We start from the raw sequence: 16,775 nt of genomic DNA on the forward strand, positions 1-16,775 counted from the left end.
CGCCCGCCACGGTTCCAGACCGCGGCGGCATCGGGGCGGGTTCACCCGAAATGGGCACGGAGTTTTCCATGGGCCCCGGGCGGGGACCCGAGCGCGTCCAGTCCCAGCAGGCCCGCGCCCAGCACCGGCGGGGCCGACACCACCGACACCCGGGCGCGCGGCGCCCGCTGCGCCAGGCCCGCCACGATCCGCCCGTTCAGCTGCGGGTGCCCGGCCGTCAGCACGCTCCCGCCCAGCAGCACGGGCACCTCCTCGGCCAGCAGGCCGAGCCGGCCGAGCGCCACCGAGGCCAGCGCCACCACCTCGTCGGCCTGCCGCTCCACGATCGCCGACGCCACCGGATCGCCCGCCGCGGCCACCGCGAACAGCACCGGCACCAGCTCGTGCAGCCGCCGCCGGCCCAGCGAGCCCAGGTGCAGCGCCTCGATCAGCTCCCCCATGGAACCGAGCCCGAACCGAGCCGGCAGCGCCGCCGCGAGCTCCGTCGGGCCGCCGCGGCCGTCCTCGGCCCGCGCCGCCCACCACAGGGCCTCCTCCGCGAGACCGCCGCCGCCGCCCCAGTCGCCGGAGATCGTTCCGACCGCCGGGAACCGCGCGGTGCGCCCGTCGGGCAGCATCCCCACGCAGTTGATCCCGGCCCCGCACACCACCGCGACCCCGCGCGGGGCCGCCGCACCGGGCAGTCCGGCCCGCAGGATCGCGAAGGTGTCGTTGCGCACCAGCGTGGCCGCGCCCCAGCCGCGCGCGCCGATGGCGTCCGCGAGCCGGCGCTCCTCCACCGGGAAGTCGGCGTTGGACAGGCACGCCGCGACCTGGCCGGCGTACGGGGACCCCGGTCGCAGCGGCGGCAGCCCGGCCGCCTCGGCGGCTTCCGCGACGGCCCGCCCCAGTACGTCCACGGCCGCCTCGACACCGTCGCGCGGCGGCTGGAAGCCCCCGGAGCGCCCGGCGGCGAGCACGGCCCCGTCCGCCGCGATCAGCGCGACGTCCGTCTTGCTGTTGCCCGCGTCGACGGCCAGGACGGCCGCCGGGGCGGCGGGCCGGTTCACGCCCATGGCAGATGCTCCTTGTTGTGCGCCAGGAGCCGGTCCGTCAGCCCCTCCGCGAGGTCGAACTGCCCGACGAGGGGGTGGGCCAGCAGGGCCTTGAAGACCCGCTCGCGCCCGCCGCGCAGGGCCGCGTCCAGCGCGAGGTCCTCGTACGCGCTCACGTGCGAGACCAGCCCGGCGAACAGCGGGTCGAGGGCCGGCACGGCCAGCGGAGCCGCCCCGGAGCCGTCCACCCGGGCCTGCACCTCGATGACCGCGTCGTCCGGCAGGAACGGCAGGGTCCCCCCGTTGTACGTGTTCACCACCTGCACGGCCGGGCCGCCGCCGGCCAGCAGCGCCGCCGCCAGGTCCACGGCCGCCTCCGAGTAGAAGGCGCCGCCCCGCTTCGCCAGCAGCGCCGGCTTCTCGTCGAGCGCGGGATCCGCGTACAGGGCGAGCAGCTCCCGCTCCATCGCGGCGACCTCGGCGGCCCGGGACGGCTTCTCGCCGAGCTCCCGCACCACCGCGTCGTGCGCGTAGAAGTAGCGCAGGTAGTACGAGGGCACCACGCCGAGCCGGTCCAGCACCGCCCGGGGCAGCCGCAGGTCGGCGGCGACCGCGTCCCCGTGCCCGGCCAGCAGCTCCGGCAGGACGTCCCGGCCCCCCGGGCCGCCGACCCGTACGCCCAGCTCCCAGGTCAGGTGGTTGAGGCCCACGTGGTCGAGGTGGACCTCGGCGGGCGCCACGTCCAGCAGCGCCGCGAACTTCCGCTGGAAGCCGATGGCGACGTTGCACAGCCCGACCGCCTTGTGCCCGGCCCGGAGCAGGGCCCGGGTGACGATCCCGACCGGGTTGGTGAAGTCGATGATCCAGGCGTCCGGGCTGGCCCGCCGCACCCGCTCGGCGATGTCGAGGACCACCGGCACGGTGCGCAGCGCCTTCGCGAGCCCGCCCGCGCCGGTGGTCTCCTGGCCGACGCAGCCGCATTCCAGCGGCCAGGTCTCGTCCTGGAGCCGGGCGGCCTGCCCGCCGATGCGCAGCTGGAGCAGGACCGCGTCGGCGCCGGCCACCCCCGCGTCGAGGTCGGAGGTGGTGGTGATCAGGCCCGGATGGTCCTGCCGGGCGAAGATCCGCCGGGCGAGGGCCCCGATCAGCTCCAGGCGTTCGGCGGCGGGGTCGATCAGGACCAGCTCGCTGACCGGCAGGGTGTCGCGCAGCCGCGCGAAGCCGTCGATCAGCTCGGGGGTGTAGGTGGAACCCCCACCCACCACGGCGAGTTTCATGGGCTTCAGCCTTTCACTCCGGTCAGGGTGACGCCTTCGACGAACGCCTTCTGGGCGAAGAAGAAGAGGACGATCACAGGTGCCATGACCAGGACGGTCGCGGCCATGGTCAGATTCCAGTTCGTGTGGTGAGCGCCCTTGAAGGACTCCAGACCGTAACTGAGGGTCCAGGCGGCCGGGTTGTCGGAGGCGTAGATCTGCGGGCCGAAGTAGTCGTTCCAGGCGCTGAAGAATTGGAACAGCGCCACGGCAGCGATGCCCGGCCTGGCCATCGGCACGACGACGCGCAGCAGCGTGCGCACTTCGCCGCAGCCGTCGACCCGGGCCGCGTCGAGGTACTCGTCGGGGATGGTCAGCAGGAACTGGCGCAGCAGGAAGACGGAGAAGGCGTCGCCGAACGCCATCGGGACGATCAGCGGCCACAGCGTTCCGGACAGGTCCAGCTGCCTGGCCCAGAACAGGTACATCGGGATGACGACGACCTGGGGCGGCAGCATCATCATCGCGATCACCAGCAGCAGCGACAGCCGCCGCCCGCGGAAGCGGAACTTGGCGAGCGCGTACGCGACGGGCACCGAGGAGAGCACGGTCAGCAGCGTCCCGAGCCCGGCGTACAGCAGGGTGTTGCGCCACCAGGTCAGGAAGCCGGGGGTGTGCCACACCTTCGCGTAGTTGCCCCACTCCCAGGTGTCCGGGCTCAGATCGCGGGTCAGCGCCTGCTGGTCGCTCATCACGGACGTGAGGAAGAGGAAGACGAAGGGGAGGACGAAGAACAGGGCGGCGGCGACCCCGAGGGAGTGCACGCCGACCCACCGGAGCACGGCCCCGCGGCGCTCGGCCTTCTCGCGCCGCACGGTCTTGTGATCGAGGGCCACTTCAGTCACCTGCTCCGATCAGTCCGCCACGGCGGCGCATCAGGAGCGCGGTGAAGGCCATGGAGAGGGCGAAGAGCACCAGCGCGACGACGCAGGCGGCGCCGTAGTCGAAGCGCTGGAAGCCGGCGTTGTAGATGATCTGGGGCAGCGTCAGCGTGGACTTGTCCGGGTAGCCGGGCTCGAACTGCTGGCCCGAGCCGCCGATGACGCCGGCCGACACCTTCCCCGCCACCAGCGGCTGCGTGTAGTACTGCATGGCCTGGATGACCCCCGTGACCACCGTGAACAGGATGATCGGGGAGATGTTCGGCAGGGTGATGTGCCGCAGCCGCGCCCAGGCCCCGGCCCCGTCCAGCTCGGCGGCCTCGTACTGCTCCCTGGGTACGTCGAGCAGCGCGGCCATGAAGATCACCATCAGGTCGCCCACCCCCCACAGGGCGAGCGCGGTGAGCGCGGGCTTGGACCAGTCGGCGTCGGTGAACCAGCCGGGCGCGGGCAGCCCGGCCCAGTCCAGCAGGACGTTCACCGGGCCGGTGCCGGGGTTGAGGAGGAAGACGAAGGCCAGGGTGGCGGCCACGGGCGGGGCCAGGTAGGGCAGGTAGAACAGGGTCCGGAAGAGCCCGGCACCGGTCTTGATCTTCGTGATGAGCAGGCCGACGCCGAGCCCGAACAGGACCCGGCAGCTCACCATCACCACGACCAGCCACAGGGTGTTCCACATGGCGGGCCAGAACAGCGGATAGTCGGTGAAGACGTACGTCCAGTTGTCCGCGCCGTTGAAGACCGGGGGCCGGAAGCCGTCGTACTTGGTGAAGGAGAAGTACACGGTGGACAGCAGCGGGTAGGCGAAGAAGAGCGAGAACCCGATCAGCCAGGGCGACATGAAGGCCGCGGTGCGCAGCGCGGCCCGCCGCCGCTTCGCCCGCAGGGGGTGGGTGCCGGTCATCGGGGTTACTTCGCCTTCGCGATGTCCGTGTCGATCTGCTGGTCGACCCGGGCGAGCCCGGCGGGCAGGTCGCTCACGTCGCCCTTCTCGACGGCGTACGCGAAGTCCTGGAAGGTCAGCTGGTAGGTGCCGCCGTCGGCCTGGGCCGGGGTGGTGTTCGACTTCGGGTGCCGGGCGATGTCGAGGAAGGTCTTGAACTCCGGGCTCACCCGGAGGTCCGGGGACTCCAGGGCCTCCAGGGTGGAGGGCACGTTGTGGATGGAGTTGGCGAAGGCCACGACCGCCGCCGTGTCGGTGGTCATGTACTTGACCAGCTCCCAGGCCGCGTTCTGCTTCCTGCTCCCGGCGGCGATGCCCATGACCGTGCCGGAGAGGTAGCCCTTGCCGTAGTCCTCCGCTTGGTCGTCCGGGACGGGCAGCGGCGCCGTGCCGATCTCGAAGGAGGCCCCGCCCTCCTTCGCCATGGCGGCCCGCCACTCACCGTCGATCTGCATGGCGACCAGACCCTTGTGGAAGGGGTGGTCGGTGCTCCACTCGTCGCCGAAGGTGCTGCGGAACTTCTCCAGCTTCTGGTAGCCGCCGAGCTCGGCCACCAGGGCCTTCTGGGCGGTCAGCATCTTCGCGAAGGCCGGGTCCTTGGCCAGGTTGGACTTGCCGTCGGCGGTGAAGTACGCCGGGCTCCACTGCGCGGCGAGGCGCATGGGGGTGGTCTCGTAGCCGTGGAAGGTGGGCATGACGCCCAGCTGCTCGTACGAGTCGCCGCTGGTCCTGGTCAGTTTCCGCGCCGCCTCGGAGAACTGGCTCCAGGTTCTGGGCGGTTCGGTGATGCCGGCCGCCTTGAAGGCGTCCTTGTTGTAGACGAGGCCGTACGCGTCGTTCAGCAGCGGCAGCGTGCACTGGTTGCCGTTGAACTGGGTGTACTCCAGCAGCGTCTTGGGGAAGACCTTCGTCTTGTCGATCCCGGACTTCCGGAGGAAGGGGTTCAGGTCGGCGAAGGCGCGGGAGTTGCAGAACTTGCCGACGCTGTCGGTGGTGAAGGAGGAGACCACGTCGGGGGCCTTCTCGCCGCCCGCCCGGAGCGCCTGGTTGATCTTGTCGTCGGTCATGTTGTCGGTGACCTTGACCTTGATGTTCGGGTGGGCCTTCTCGAACCGGGCGATGTTCTCCTCGATGGCCTTGACCTCGCTCGGCGCGGACCAGCCGTGCCAGAAGTTGAGGGTGACGTCGGCCTTCGGGTCGTCCGCGGCCTCGGCGCCGCTCTGGCCCGTGCAGGCGGTGACGAGGACGGATATCGCGGCCAGGAGGGTGGCCGCGGGGGTCAGACGTCCGATTCCGGGCATGGCGGTGCTCGCTCTCTGCGGGAGGAACTTCCGGGGAGGGTGCCGGTGCGGGGTGCGGTGCCAGTGCGGGGTGGGGCGGCTACGGGTGGTTCAGCGGGAGGTGTCGAAGACTTCCTCGCGGGTGGCGGCGAGGGCGCTCTCCAGCGCGCCGCGCAGCACCGGCCGCTCGCGCACCTGACCCGCGACCAGGCGAGGCCGGGCGGGCGCCAGTTCGCCGAGCTCGGCCTCCAGCAGCGCGCGCAGCGGATCGCCGCCCGCGGTGATCACGGCCCCGGACAGGACCACGACCTCCGGGTCCAGTACGGCGACCAGCGAGGCCAGACCGGTCGCGAGGACCGTGGCGTACGACTGGAGGAAGCGCAGGTACGGCCCTTCGGGCTCGGCGGCGGCCCGCCGCAGCAGTGCGACGGCCTCGGCGACCAGCGGCCCGTGCGGCGCGTGCGGCGCGTCGGGCGGCGTCCCGCCGGGCGTGGCCTCGATGCCCAGTTCGGCGGCGAGCCGCGGCAGTACCTGTACGCCGGCCAGCTCCTGGTAGCCGCCCGTGTTGGCCCGGGTGACCTGCCGGACCAGGGGGTGGCCCGGCACCGGCAGGAATCCCACCTCGCCCGCGCCGCCGGTCCAGCCGCGGTGCAGCCGGCCGCCGAGCACCAGGGCGGCCCCGAGGCCCTCCTCGTTCCAGAGCAGGACGAAGTCCTCGTGGCCGCGGGCCGCGCCGAGCCGCTGCTCGGCGATCGCGGCGAGGTTCACGTCGTTCTCGTACTCCACCGGCATCGGCAGCGCCGCCGCCAGTTCGTCGAGGAGGGTGGGGGAGTGCCAGCCGGGGAGGTGGCTCGCGTAGCGCAGCCGGCCGGTCTGCGGGTCGAAGGCGCCCGGGGTGGCGATCACCAGGCGGTGCAGGTCGGAGCGCTGTAGTCCGGCGGCCTTGACGGCCTCGCCGAGCGCCTCGGTGACCTGCTCCACGGCCCCGGCGCCCTCCTTGTACGGGAGCTCGAAGCTGCCGACCACCGCGCCGGTGAGGTCGGCTACGGCGGCGAGGACCCGCTCGGGGGTGACGTCGAGACCGCCGACGTGGGCGGCGCGCGGGTTGAGCGCGTACAGCTGGGCGCTCGGTCCGGGCCGGCCGCCGTCGGTCCCGGTGGCCACGACCAGTCCGGCGTCCTCCAGGCGGGCCAGCAGCTGGGAGGCGGTGGGCTTCGACAGCCCGGTCAGGTGCCCGATCCTGGTCCGGGACAGCGGGCCGTGGGCGAGCAGGAGCTCCAGCGCGGCCCGGTCGTTCATGGCGCGCAGCAGGCTGGGCGTTCCGGGTGTGGCTGCGGGCATGACGCTTCTCTCCCTCACCGAGGTCAACTGTTAGGTAAGTTTCCTATCGCCGTTCGGGCCCTGTCAATGGAACCGCCCCGCAGGAATGACCTGCGGGGCAGTGGATCCCGCGCACCGGGCGCGGGCGGGGCGGGCGGGGCTACTTGGTGATGCGGGGGGTGCTCGGGGCCGGGATCGGGGCGGTCGCCAGGGACTGCGGGGACGTCGGGTTCGCCAGCGCGGACGGGGCGGCGACGGCCGCCGAGGGGTCCGCCGGGGCCTCGCCCTCCTCGTCGGCCGGGGCCACGCCTCCGATGATCCGGATGCCGGCGGCGTCGAAGGCCTCCTTGATCCGCCAGCGCAGCTCGCGCTCCACGGCGAACTGCTGCCCCGGCATCGTCTTCGCCGACACCTTCACCGTCATCGAGGCCAGCAGCACCTCGTCCAGGCCCAGCACCTCGACCGGGCCCCACAGGCGCTCGTCCCACGGGCTGTCCTTCGCCAGGCCTTCGGCGACCCGCTGGACGACCTCGCGGATGTGGGCCAGGTTCTCCGTGGGCTTGACCTGCACGTCCACGCCCGCCGTGGCCCAGCCCTGGCTGAGGTTGCCGATCCGCTTGATCTCGCCGTTGCGGACGTACCAGATCTCGCCGTTGTCGCCGCGCAGCTTGGTCACGCGCAGACCGACCTCGATGACCTCGCCGGAGGCCACACCCGCGTCGATCTTGTCGCCGACGCCGTACTGGTCCTCCATGATCATGAAGACGCCGGACAGGAAGTCCGTCACCAGGTTCCGGGCGCCGAAACCGATCGCGACACCGGCCACACCCGCGCTCGCGAGCAGCGGGGCCAGGTCGATCTTGAGGGCGCCGAGGACCATCAGGGCGGCCGTGCCGAGGATCAGGAAGGACGCCACCGACCGCAGGACCGAGCCGATCGCCTCCGAGCGCTGGCGGCGGCGTTCCGCGTTGACCAGCAGCCCGCCGAGCGCGGTGCCCTCGACGGCCTCCGCGCTGCTGTTCATCCGGGTTATCAGCCTGGTCAGCGCCTTGCGGACCACCGAGCGGAGCGCGGCCGCGATCACGATGATCAGGAGGATCTTCAGACCGATGCTCAGCCAGGTGGCCCAGTTCTCCTCGATGAAGCTCGCGGCGTTGGTGACGCTCTGCTGGGCTTCGGCGGCGTCCGGGATCTCGGAGGCGAGCGGGAGCAGGGGGGCGGCGGGCCAGGGCACGACGGGTACCTCCAGGTATAGCGGTCTGCCGACGGAACGGGGGTGCGGGCAGAACATCCACACTAACGGGGCATCCGCCTGACTCCGGTGCCTGGCGTTCCGCTTGTTCGGGGGAGAGACGGGATTCACCTGGGGATGAAGTGGGGTGTGGTTGAAAACACCTCCGACCCGTTACGGGCGCGTGGTGGCGCTTCGACCAGCCGTAAGGAGAGACTGGAGAGCAGATCGTCCCGGCGCGAGCCACGCGCCGCCGGCGTACAAGGAGGCAGTCCGTGCCGCACGTCCTGGTCCTCAATGCGTCGTACGAGCCTCTCGGCGTCGTACCGCTCCGCCGCGCGCTCGTCCTCGTCCTGGAGAACAAAGCGGTCTCCCTGGAGGAATCCGGCGCCTTTCTGCACAGCGCGACCAGAGCCGTCCCCGCGCCCAGCGTGGTCCGGCTCAAGCGCTTCGTGCGGGTCCCCTACCGGGGGCCCGTTCCGCTCACCAGGCGCGCGCTGTTCGCGCGGGACGGCGGCCGCTGCATGTACTGCGGCGGGGTCGCCACCAGCGTCGACCACGTGATCCCGCGCAGCCGGGGTGGGCAGCACGCGTGGGACAACGTCGTCGCGGCGTGCCGGCGGTGCAACCACGTCAAGGCCGACCGGCACCTGCTGGAACTGGGGTGGCGCCTGCGGCACCAGCCGGCCCCGCCGTCGGGGCTGGCGTGGCGGATCATCGGCACGGGGCACCGGGACCCGCGCTGGATGCCTTACCTCCAGCCGTACGGGGCGGAGGACGCGCTGGACCGCATCGGCGTCGCCGCCTCGTAGCTCCGCCGGTGTTCCGTGACGCCGCCGCGGGCGCCGGCGGGGCTGGAACCGCCCCGCCGGGCCGGGTTACGGGGTGACCGCCTGCGCCGTCGCGGACCAGAGGCTGCAGCCGAAGCGGGTGGCGCGGGTGGTGCAGGTGACGCGGAGGAAGCGGGTGTCCGGGGCGTCCATGCGGAGGGATTCCTTCCCGCCGCGGGAGGCCGAGACGGTGACCGCCGGGCGCCAGGTGACACCGTCCGAGGACGTCTCCACGCGGTAGGCGGACGGGTACGCGTCCTGCCAGTGCAGGGTCAGCAGCCCCACCCGGGCCGGCGCAGCCAGCTCGGCCTGCCACCAGGCGCCGTCCACCGCGCGGGAGGACCAGCGGGTGCTGTCGGAGCCGTCCACCACCGCCGAGGCCGGGAACTGCGCGGCCTCGTCGCCCGAGGACGTGGCCCGCGCCGTGCGCAGCAGGTCCGGCCCGCCCGTCTTCGGCACCGCGTGGACCGTGAGCATCCGGGACTCCCCGGCGAACGTCACCGGGACCGAGTACACCCCCGCCGGCGTCGACGCCGGGATCGTGACCTCCACCGGGACCGAGACCCGGGTGCCGCGCGGAGCCGTCGCCTCCGACGGCAGCCGCACCTCGACCCCCTTCGGCGGCGCCGCCGCCAGCGGGCCGCGGACCTCGCCGGCCCGCAGCCCCGACAGCTCGGCCGTCAGCCGCTTCGGGGCCCCGCCGATCTCCGCGTCCACGCGGCCCCCGTCGGACAGCTCGAACCGCGCCTGCGGCCCGTCCGCGAACCACGGCACGACGCCCCGTACCTCCGGCGCCGGACCCGACCACGCCAGCCGGACCGCGTCCGCCCGTACCCCCGCGGCGTCCGCCTGGGTCCACCCGGACGCCGAGGCGTCGCCGATCTTCCGCCAGCCCTCGCCCGGAACCCGCGCTTCCACGATCGCGCCCCGGGTCCCCGCCGGCAGCGGGTCCGTCATGACGGTCACGGCCGACAGCGGCCGCGCCGTGTCCAGCTCGACCGCCCAGACGCCGGGCAGCTTCACGACCGTGCCGACCCGCGCGGACGCGCCCGTCCAGGCGTCCGCCTCGGCCACCGCCTTCTGAAGGAACGGATCCAGCACCGCCGTGTCCACCCGGGCGTCGCCCGGCTCCGACAGCGCGGCGCGCGCCTCGGCCAGGGCCCGCGAGGACTTCCAGGCCGCCGCCCCGTCGCCGCGGGACTGCGACTGCAGGACGTCGACGGCCAGTTCGCCCGCCGTCCCGTACCGGGCCAGCCGGTCCAGCCACGGGCCCGCCTCGCCGTTCTCGCCCGCCAGGTACGCCAGCCGCTGCGGGGCCTCCCGCAGGACGGTGAAGGCCCCGCGCAGCCGCTCCGCGGCCGCCTTCGCCGCGTCGCCGGTGCCCCGGGTCCGCCAGAACTCCTCCATCAGCGGCTTCAGGTACGCCGACTCCTCCTGCTTCAGGCCCGAGGACGCCGTGTTCCCGGCCAGCGCGCCCAGCGCCTCCCGGGCCTTGGCGTCCGGCCCCGCCAGTTCCGCGACCGCCGCCGCCCAGGACTCCGCGGGCCGGTAGCCGCGCGGGTTCCAGGAGTAGTCCGCCGCCGTGAACAGCGGGATCCGCGACAGCGTGCCCTGCTGCATGGCGTTGGCGAGCATCCCCGCCGAACCGCCCGCCACCGCCGGATCCCGCCCGATGTACGGGCCGAGGAAGATCCGGCCCGGCTCCCAGTCGTTCACCGGGTAGTTGTCCATGGTGACCATCGGATGCCCGAACGCCGCCCGCGCCCCGGCCAGTTCCTTGCCAGTGATGGTGCGCGGCACCACGCCCACGCCCGTCCAGGCCACCTCCACCCGCCCGTCCAGCCGGCTCGCGAGGGCCGTCCGGTAGGCGGTGGCGCCGTCCTGGTAGTACTCGGTGGGCAGCAGCGACAGCGGGGCCGCGCCCGGGTGCCGCTCCGCCAGGCGGGCCGCCAGCTCGCCCGCGACCTCCGCGTGCGCCTTCGCGGCCGCCTGCGGGCCCGTCCCGTACCGCACCCGGTCCGCGCGGCAGCCCCACTCCGTGTAGCTGACGTCCTGGAACTGCAGCTGGAACGCCCGGAAGCCCAGGTCCCACATGGCGTCCACCTTGCGGGCGAGCGCCTCCCGGTCGGAGGCCGAGGCCAGGCACATCGACTGCCCGGGGGACACCGCCCAGCCGAGCACCACCTTGTTGGCGCGGGCCCGTTCGGCCAGCGCCCGGAACTCGTCCTGCCGCTCCTGCGGGTACTCCTCGCGCCAGCCCGTCGTCCGGTACGTGTCGTCCCCCGGTGCGAGCAGCATCCGGTTCTGCTTGGTGCGGCCCATGAAATCCAGCTGCGCGAGCCGCTGTTCCCGGGTCCACTGCTGCCCGTAGAAACCCTCGGTGATCCCGCGCACCGGGGCGATCGCCCAGTCCCGCACCAGCACCCCGGGGATCTTCCCCTTGCCGCCGGCCAGCACCTGACGCAGCGTCTGCGCCGCGTGGAACGGCCCGTCCTCGCCCACGCCCGCCAGCGCGACGGTGTCCCGGCCGCCGGTGCGGCCCACGGCCAGCCGGTAGCCCCCGGCCGGCAGGTCGCCCGCCTCGGCCGCGCCCAGCTCCCGCAGGGCCCGCTCCGCGTCGGGGCCCTGGAGGCGTACGACGGTGCCCCGTTCGGGCAGCGCCGCCCCCGGCCGCACCTCGCGCAGGGTCCGTACGCCCGCCTCGCGCAGGGCCGTCCGTACCACCTGGGCGGCGTCCGGGTCGGCGTCGGCGGGCAGCACCAGCACGGCCTCGCTGCCCAGCGGCACCGCGCGCTTGGGATCGGCGGCCATCGACTGCGGCCGCGGCCACACGGGAGGGGAGCCGTCGGCGGCCTGGGGTATGGGGGCGCCCGGCGACATGCCCGTGGGGGCGAGCGCCGAGGAGGCTCCGGAGGTCCCCGCGGCGGCGCCGGGCGCGCTCCCGGCGGCCGGCGCGGCGGCCGGGTCCTTCGCCGGCGGCACCGGCGCCGTCGGCCATCCGAATGACTCCGGATGTGCCGCGATCGCCCCGCCGCCGAGCAGCGTGCCGATGACGGCCACGGCCACGGCCGTGGTCCGTTTCCTGCCCCTGAGCTGCACCGAGCCTCCCCGTCGCGAGTCGTCACCCGCTCGTACTGATGAGCCCGAGCCCACCACCCGTGCGGCTGGAGTGTCAATGCGAGAGGGTGATCTGACCGGTATACGCCAGGAATGCACGCCCCTTGACTGGGTATGGCTGCGGTATTCATCCGGGGTGTTGCATGGGCACGTCCGACGATCCGCACGAAGGAGTGCCGTCATGAACGCCCGCAGGAACGCCGCCCTGGTGACCGCCCGCGCCCGCCTCGCGCGGGGTCCCGCCCCGCTCGCCCACCTGCCCGTTCAGGAGGAGTCCCCGGACGGGCCGCTCACGAGCGAACCCCCGCTCGCCGGCTCCGGGCACGCGCCGTTGACCAGCGAGCCGCCGCTCGCCGACGCGGCCCCGCTGACGAGCGAGCCGACCACCTCCGCCGCGGCGGCCGCCGCGGGGGACTGACCAGCCCGAAGCCAGAGCGCCGTACGGGCCGGGGGCCTGACGGCCCGACAGTCAGATACGGAGAGGGATGCAGATGGACGACCTGGCCCGGCTCGCGGCCCTGCACGGCGTGGCCACCGCCTTCCAGCCCGCCGCGGACGTCACCGTCCCGGTGCCGGAGGCCACCGTCAAGGCGGTCCTCGGGCTGCTGGGGGTCATCACCGACGACGCGGAGAGCGTCCGGGCGCAGGCCGCCGACGCCGTACGGGAGGCGGCCGGGCGGCTGCTGCCGCGGACGGTGGTGCTCTGGCAGGGGGAACCCGTGCCGCCCGAGCCGGCCGGACTGCCGCCGGGCACCCGGGTGCGGGTCGCCGCGGAGGAGACGGGCGAGGAACTCGCGTGGGGTCCCGCACTGCCCCTCGGGGTCCACCGGCTCACCGCCGAGGCCCCCGACGGGCGGACCGGGCGGGCCGCCCTGATCGTGGCCCCGCCGCGGGCCCCGGCCGCGCCCGCGCGGGCCCACGGGCTGCTCGTCCAGCTGTACTCCCTGCTGTCCGAACGCTCCTGGGGCATGGGCGACCTCGGTGACCTCGCGGACCTCGCCGACTGGGCCGGCCGCACCCACGGCGCCGGGTTCATCCAGGTCAACCCGCTGCACGCGGCCGTGCCCGGCAGCCCGACCGACCCCTCCCCGTACCGGCCGTCCTCGCGGCGCTTCCCGGACCCGGTGTACCTGCGGATCGAGGACGTCCCCGAGTACGCCGACTGCCCCGGCCGCCGGGCCCTCGACGGGCTCGCCGCCCGGGGCGGGGAACTGCGCCGCCAGGTCCTGGAGAAGGGCGCGCTGATCGACCGGGACGCCGTCTGGGAGCTCAAGCGGCAGGCCCTGGAACTGCTGTACGCCGTCCCGCGCACCCCCGAACGGGAGGCCGCCTACGCGGCGTTCCGCGCGGAGCAGGGCGGTCCGCTGGACGTGCACGCCGCCTGGTGCGCCGCGCACGCCGGGGAGGACCCCGAGGAGCGGCGGGACTTCCACCGCTGGCTGGTCTGGCTGACGGAAGCCCAGCTCGCCGCCGCCCAGCGGGCCGCGCGGGAGGCCGGCATGACGGTCGGCATCGTGCACGACCTGGCCGTCGGGGTGCACCCGCAGGGCTCCGACGCCTCCGGCACGCCGCACTACGCCGGGGACGCCTCGGTCGGCGCCCCGCCGGACGCCTTCAACGCGCGCGGCCAGGACTGGGGGCTGCCGCCCTGGCGGCCCGACCGGCTGGAGGAGGCGGCGTACGAGCCCTTCCGGGCCCTGCTGCGCGGGGTGTTCCGGTACGCGGGCGCGCTGCGCATCGACCACGTCATGGGCCTGTTCCGGCTCTGGTGGATCCCCCGGGAGGCGCTGCCCGCCGAGGGCACGTACGTCTCCTACGACGGGGAGGCGATGCTCGCGGTGCTGGTGCTGGAGGCCCACCGGGCCGGGGCGCTGGTCATCGGCGAGGACCTCGGGACCGTGGAGCCGCGGGTGCGCGAGGCGCTGGCGCGGCGCGGGGTGCTCGGCACCTCGGTGCTGTGGTTCGAGCGGGACTGGTCCGGCTCCGGCGGACCGCTGGACCCCGGGGCCTGGCGGGCGGACTGCCTGGCCACCGTCACCACCCACGATCTGCCGCCGACGGCCGCCAAGCTGGCCGGGGGGCACGTGGAACTGCGCGACCGGCTGGGCCTGCTGACCCGCCCGGCGGAGGCGGAGCGGGCCGAGGACGCCGCCGACACCGCCGAGTGGCTGGAGGTGCTGGACGGCCTCGGCCTGGACACGAAGGGCGAGGAGGCCGCCGTACGGGCCCTGTACGGGTTCCTGCTGCGCACTCCGGCGCGGCTGGTCGGGGTGTGGCTGCCGGACGCCGTGGGCGACCGGCGGCCGCAGAACCTGCCGGGGACCTGGGACCAATACCCCAACTGGCGGCTGCCGGTCGCCGATGACGGGGGCCGGCCGCTGACACTGGAGGCACTGACGGCCTCGCCCCGCGCGAACGCCCTGCTGAGCGCGGTACGGGAGGGCGTGCACACTCGTACGGCACCCCCGGGCGCGCGCCCGGTTTAGGTGTTCGCTACGTTTGCACCGTGGACAAGAAGAACGCTCTGCGCGCCGGCGCCGTCACGGCCGGATCGACGCTGATGATGCTGCTGATGACGTCTCCCGCCCTGGCGCTGACCCGCGACGACGGTGACGACCCGGGCACGGGCCTGAGCATCGCCGAAACGGTGGGCCTGTTCGTGTGCCTGCCGATCGTGCTGTTCCTGATCATCGCGGGCCTGGTGATGGTCGGCGACAAGTCGCACAAGCAGCAGACCGCCAAGTGACGACCGAGCTGACCTGACCTGGTCATCTCTTAAGACTTCCGGGGCGCCGGAGGTCCGCGGGCCGATGTTAATCGGCTCTCTCGCGGACCTCCGGCGCCTTGTTGCGTCCGCGTGCTACGGCATGCCGGACAGCAGTTTGCGCAGCAGGCCGGTGAGCGTCTCGACCTCGTCCTCGGCCAGTCCGGCGAGCGCGTCCCGCTGGGTCACCAGCCCGGCCGTGACGGCCTCGTCGATGAGGGCCAGCCCGCGCTCGGTGATCGTCACCTGGAGCCCGCGCCGGTCGTGCGGATCGGGCTTGCGGCAGAGCAGCCCGGCCTTCTCCAGCTTGTCCAGGCGCCCCGTCATCCCGCCCGTCGTGAGCATCAGCGTGGCGGAGAGCTGGCGGGGCGAGAGGGTGTAGGGCGCGCCGGAGCGGCGCAGGGTGGCGACGACGTCGAACTCGCCCCGGGAGATCCCGAAGCGCCCGTACGTCTCATCCATCGCGTCGCCGATGGCCTTGGCGATCCGGTAGATCCGGCCGAACACCGCCATCGGGTCGGTGTTCAGGTCGGGGCGCACCGCGTGCCACTGGGCGGTGATCGCGTCGACTGCGTCCTTGCTGGCGTCGGTCATGGGCAGAGTATCCGGTTCCGTTCGGTCGTTCGCAAGAAAGTTGCTTGACGGAAAGTAGCTTAGCGGTAAGCTACTTCCAAGCGACCTACTCGGGGGGAGAAACGGATGCCGGCGACGAGAGAATCCAGGACCAAGGCGCGGGAGACGAGGGTGGCGGGGGAGCGCTCCCTGCTCCTCGGCGCAGGGATCAGCGCGGTCGGGATCGGTATGTACGTCCCCTTCTCGCTCGTCTTCTTCCACCACGTCACGGGCCTCTCCTTCGCCCTCGTCGGCGTGGTCCTGACCGTGACCGGCCTCATCGGGCTGGCGTTCATGCCGCTCGCCGGCTCGGCCGTCGACCGGTTCGGCGCCAAGAAGGCCAACCTGGCGCTGTACGCGGTCCGCGCGGCCGGCTTCGCCCTCTACCCCTTCGCCGGCTCGCTGCCCGCCTTCGCCGCCGTCGCCCTGATCACCGCGCTCGCCGACCGGTCCTTCCCGATCGTGCAGCAGGCCCTGATCGGCGAGGTGGCCCGCGGCGCCGCCCGCGACCGGCTCCAGGCCTCGCTCCGCGCCCTGCAGAACGCCGGCATGGGCGCCGGGGCCCTGCTCGTCTCCGGTGTCCTCGCCCTCTGGGGGACCGGCGCGTTCACCCACACCGCCTGGGGCAACGCGCTCGCCTTCGCCGTCGCCGGACTGCTCGTCAGCCGGGTCCGGCCGGTGCGCGAGGCCGGGACGCCTTCGGTCCGGCGACCGGCCGCCGGCTACCGGATGGTGCTGCGCGACCGGCCCTTCCTCGGCCTGACCGCCGCCAACTTCCTGACCGCACTGGGCTACGCCGCCCTCTCGGTGCTCTTCCCGCTCTACATCGCCACCTGGCTGCACGGCCCCGACTCCCTCACGGGAGCCGCCTTCACCGTCAACACCGCGCTGTGCGCCGGGATCGGGGTCCTGGTCGCGGGCCGGGTGCGCCGCTCCGGAGCCCGCCGGACCCGCTCCGCGGCCCTCGGCTCGCTGCTGTTCGCCGGCGCCTTCGTCGCCCAGATCGTGCTCGGGACGCTGCGCCCCGGGCAGACCGTGACCCTGGTCGCCCTGCTGGCCATCGTGGTCGTCTACACCCTCGGCGAGCTGGTGCACAGCCCTTCCGGAGGCGCACTGTCGGTCTCCGCAGCCCCGGAGGCGGTGCGCGGCCGCTACCTCGCCACCTACCAGCTGTCCTACTCGCTGGCCACCGCGCTCGCGCCGTCCCTCTTCACGGGACTGCTCGCGCTGGACGGGCGGCTGCCCTGGGCCGTCCTCGCCGTCGCCGCCACCGGCGCCGCCGCCGCGCTGCTCCGGCTGGAGCGGCACCTGCCGGCCGAGGCCGTGTACGCGGAGCCGCCCGCGGCGGTCGTCGCAGGCTCGGCCCCGCGCGGGGCCGAGCCGACCGCCGCCACCACCACTGCCTGAGCCCGCGCTCCCCTTCGGCCACACCGCCCGGTGCCGCCCTCAC

The 16,775-nt window shown here is 73.9% G+C and carries 14 protein-coding genes; 5 read left to right on the top strand and 9 right to left on the bottom strand.

The window, feature by feature from the left end; translation table 11 throughout:
• Positions 1–41: 41 nt before the first annotated feature.
• The 7 genes from IE248_RS19935 to IE248_RS19965 form a co-directional block, all read right to left on the bottom strand.
• Positions 42–1,055: an N-acetylglucosamine kinase gene (locus tag IE248_RS19935; RefSeq protein WP_037795457.1), complete on the bottom strand. Its 1,014-nt coding sequence runs from the start codon at positions 1,053–1,055 to the stop codon at positions 42–44.
• Positions 1,046–2,311, bottom strand: a complete 1,266-nt coding sequence (locus tag IE248_RS19940) for a 6-phospho-beta-glucosidase (RefSeq protein WP_008743949.1) — start codon at positions 2,309–2,311, stop codon at positions 1,046–1,048. Before IE248_RS19940 ends, IE248_RS19935 begins: the two co-directional genes overlap by 10 nt.
• 5 nt (positions 2,312–2,316) lie before the next feature.
• Complete coding sequence (locus IE248_RS19945; protein ID WP_229895415.1) at positions 2,317–3,186, bottom strand: carbohydrate ABC transporter permease; 870 nt, start codon at positions 3,184–3,186, stop codon at positions 2,317–2,319.
• A gap of 1 nt (position 3,187) precedes the next feature.
• A complete protein-coding gene (locus tag IE248_RS19950) occupies positions 3,188–4,132 on the bottom strand; it encodes a carbohydrate ABC transporter permease (protein ID WP_190031295.1) in 945 nt (314 codons plus the stop codon).
• Between the two features lie 5 nt (positions 4,133–4,137).
• Positions 4,138–5,472 carry an ABC transporter substrate-binding protein gene (locus IE248_RS19955; RefSeq protein ID WP_190031296.1) on the bottom strand — a complete coding sequence of 445 codons (1,335 nt, stop codon included), beginning with the start codon at positions 5,470–5,472 and terminating at the stop codon, positions 4,138–4,140.
• A gap of 90 nt (positions 5,473–5,562) precedes the next feature.
• Positions 5,563–6,792 (bottom strand): ROK family transcriptional regulator, encoded by a 1,230-nt coding sequence (locus IE248_RS19960; RefSeq protein ID WP_190031297.1) that lies wholly within the window; start codon positions 6,790–6,792, stop codon positions 5,563–5,565.
• Between the two features lie 139 nt (positions 6,793–6,931).
• Positions 6,932–8,005 carry a mechanosensitive ion channel family protein gene (locus tag IE248_RS19965; protein ID WP_047960577.1) on the bottom strand — a complete coding sequence of 358 codons (1,074 nt, stop codon included), beginning with the start codon at positions 8,003–8,005 and terminating at the stop codon, positions 6,932–6,934.
• 272 nt (positions 8,006–8,277) lie between these two features.
• Here IE248_RS19965 and IE248_RS19970 point away from each other — a divergent pair, with 272 nt between their 5' ends.
• A complete protein-coding gene (locus IE248_RS19970) occupies positions 8,278–8,814 on the top strand; it encodes an HNH endonuclease (protein WP_008743943.1) in 537 nt (178 codons plus the stop codon).
• 66 nt (positions 8,815–8,880) lie between these two features.
• Here the strand turns inward: IE248_RS19970 and IE248_RS19975 are convergent, their stop codons facing one another.
• Positions 8,881–11,931: a glycoside hydrolase family 84 protein gene (locus tag IE248_RS19975; RefSeq protein ID WP_073799417.1), complete on the bottom strand. Its 3,051-nt coding sequence runs from the start codon at positions 11,929–11,931 to the stop codon at positions 8,881–8,883.
• 199 nt (positions 11,932–12,130) lie between these two features.
• On the opposite strand from IE248_RS19975, the gene IE248_RS19980 reads away from it, so the two are divergent.
• From IE248_RS19980 to IE248_RS19990, 3 genes are all read left to right on the top strand, one after another.
• Positions 12,131–12,367: a hypothetical protein gene (locus IE248_RS19980; RefSeq protein WP_073799418.1), complete on the top strand. Its 237-nt coding sequence runs from the start codon at positions 12,131–12,133 to the stop codon at positions 12,365–12,367.
• A 67-nt stretch (positions 12,368–12,434) separates the two neighbouring features.
• A complete protein-coding gene (locus IE248_RS19985; protein ID WP_073799419.1) occupies positions 12,435–14,435 on the top strand; it encodes a 4-alpha-glucanotransferase in 2,001 nt (666 codons plus the stop codon).
• A gap of 20 nt (positions 14,436–14,455) precedes the next feature.
• The gene (locus IE248_RS19990) at positions 14,456–14,695 is read left to right on the top strand and encodes a hypothetical protein (RefSeq protein ID WP_008739044.1); all 240 of its coding nucleotides are present in this window, start codon (positions 14,456–14,458) and stop codon (positions 14,693–14,695) included.
• 114 nt (positions 14,696–14,809) lie between these two features.
• On the opposite strand, the gene IE248_RS19995 is transcribed toward IE248_RS19990, so the two are convergent.
• Complete coding sequence (locus IE248_RS19995; protein WP_073799420.1) at positions 14,810–15,307, bottom strand: MarR family winged helix-turn-helix transcriptional regulator; 498 nt, start codon at positions 15,305–15,307, stop codon at positions 14,810–14,812.
• Between the two features lie 105 nt (positions 15,308–15,412).
• Between IE248_RS19995 and IE248_RS20000 the strand changes: the two genes are divergently transcribed.
• Positions 15,413–16,732: an MFS transporter gene (locus tag IE248_RS20000; RefSeq protein WP_190031298.1), complete on the top strand. Its 1,320-nt coding sequence runs from the start codon at positions 15,413–15,415 to the stop codon at positions 16,730–16,732.
• The last annotated feature ends 43 nt before the right edge of the window (positions 16,733–16,775 follow it).

The organism is Streptomyces goshikiensis, from assembly GCF_014650555.1.
Taxonomy (GTDB): Bacteria; Actinomycetota; Actinomycetes; order Streptomycetales; family Streptomycetaceae; genus Streptomyces; species Streptomyces goshikiensis.

Excerpts from the sequence above, each read along its gene's own strand:
- IE248_RS19935 (WP_037795457.1), bottom strand. The coding sequence starts at position 1,055 with ATGGGCGTGAACCGGCCCGCCGCCCCGGCGGCCGTCCTGGCCGTCGAC.
- IE248_RS19960 (WP_190031297.1), bottom strand. The coding sequence starts at position 6,792 with ATGCCCGCAGCCACACCCGGAACGCCCAGCCTGCTGCGCGCCATGAAC.
- IE248_RS19985 (WP_073799419.1), top strand. The coding sequence starts at position 12,435 with ATGCAGATGGACGACCTGGCCCGGCTCGCGGCCCTGCACGGCGTGGCC.
- IE248_RS19980 (WP_073799418.1), top strand. The coding sequence starts at position 12,131 with ATGAACGCCCGCAGGAACGCCGCCCTGGTGACCGCCCGCGCCCGCCTC.
- IE248_RS19940 (WP_008743949.1), bottom strand. The coding sequence starts at position 2,311 with ATGAAACTCGCCGTGGTGGGTGGGGGTTCCACCTACACCCCCGAGCTG.
- IE248_RS19950 (WP_190031295.1), bottom strand. The coding sequence starts at position 4,132 with ATGACCGGCACCCACCCCCTGCGGGCGAAGCGGCGGCGGGCCGCGCTG.
- IE248_RS20000 (WP_190031298.1), top strand. The coding sequence starts at position 15,413 with ATGCCGGCGACGAGAGAATCCAGGACCAAGGCGCGGGAGACGAGGGTG.
- IE248_RS19995 (WP_073799420.1), bottom strand. The coding sequence starts at position 15,307 with ATGACCGACGCCAGCAAGGACGCAGTCGACGCGATCACCGCCCAGTGG.
- IE248_RS19955 (WP_190031296.1), bottom strand. The coding sequence starts at position 5,472 with ATGCCCGGAATCGGACGTCTGACCCCCGCGGCCACCCTCCTGGCCGCG.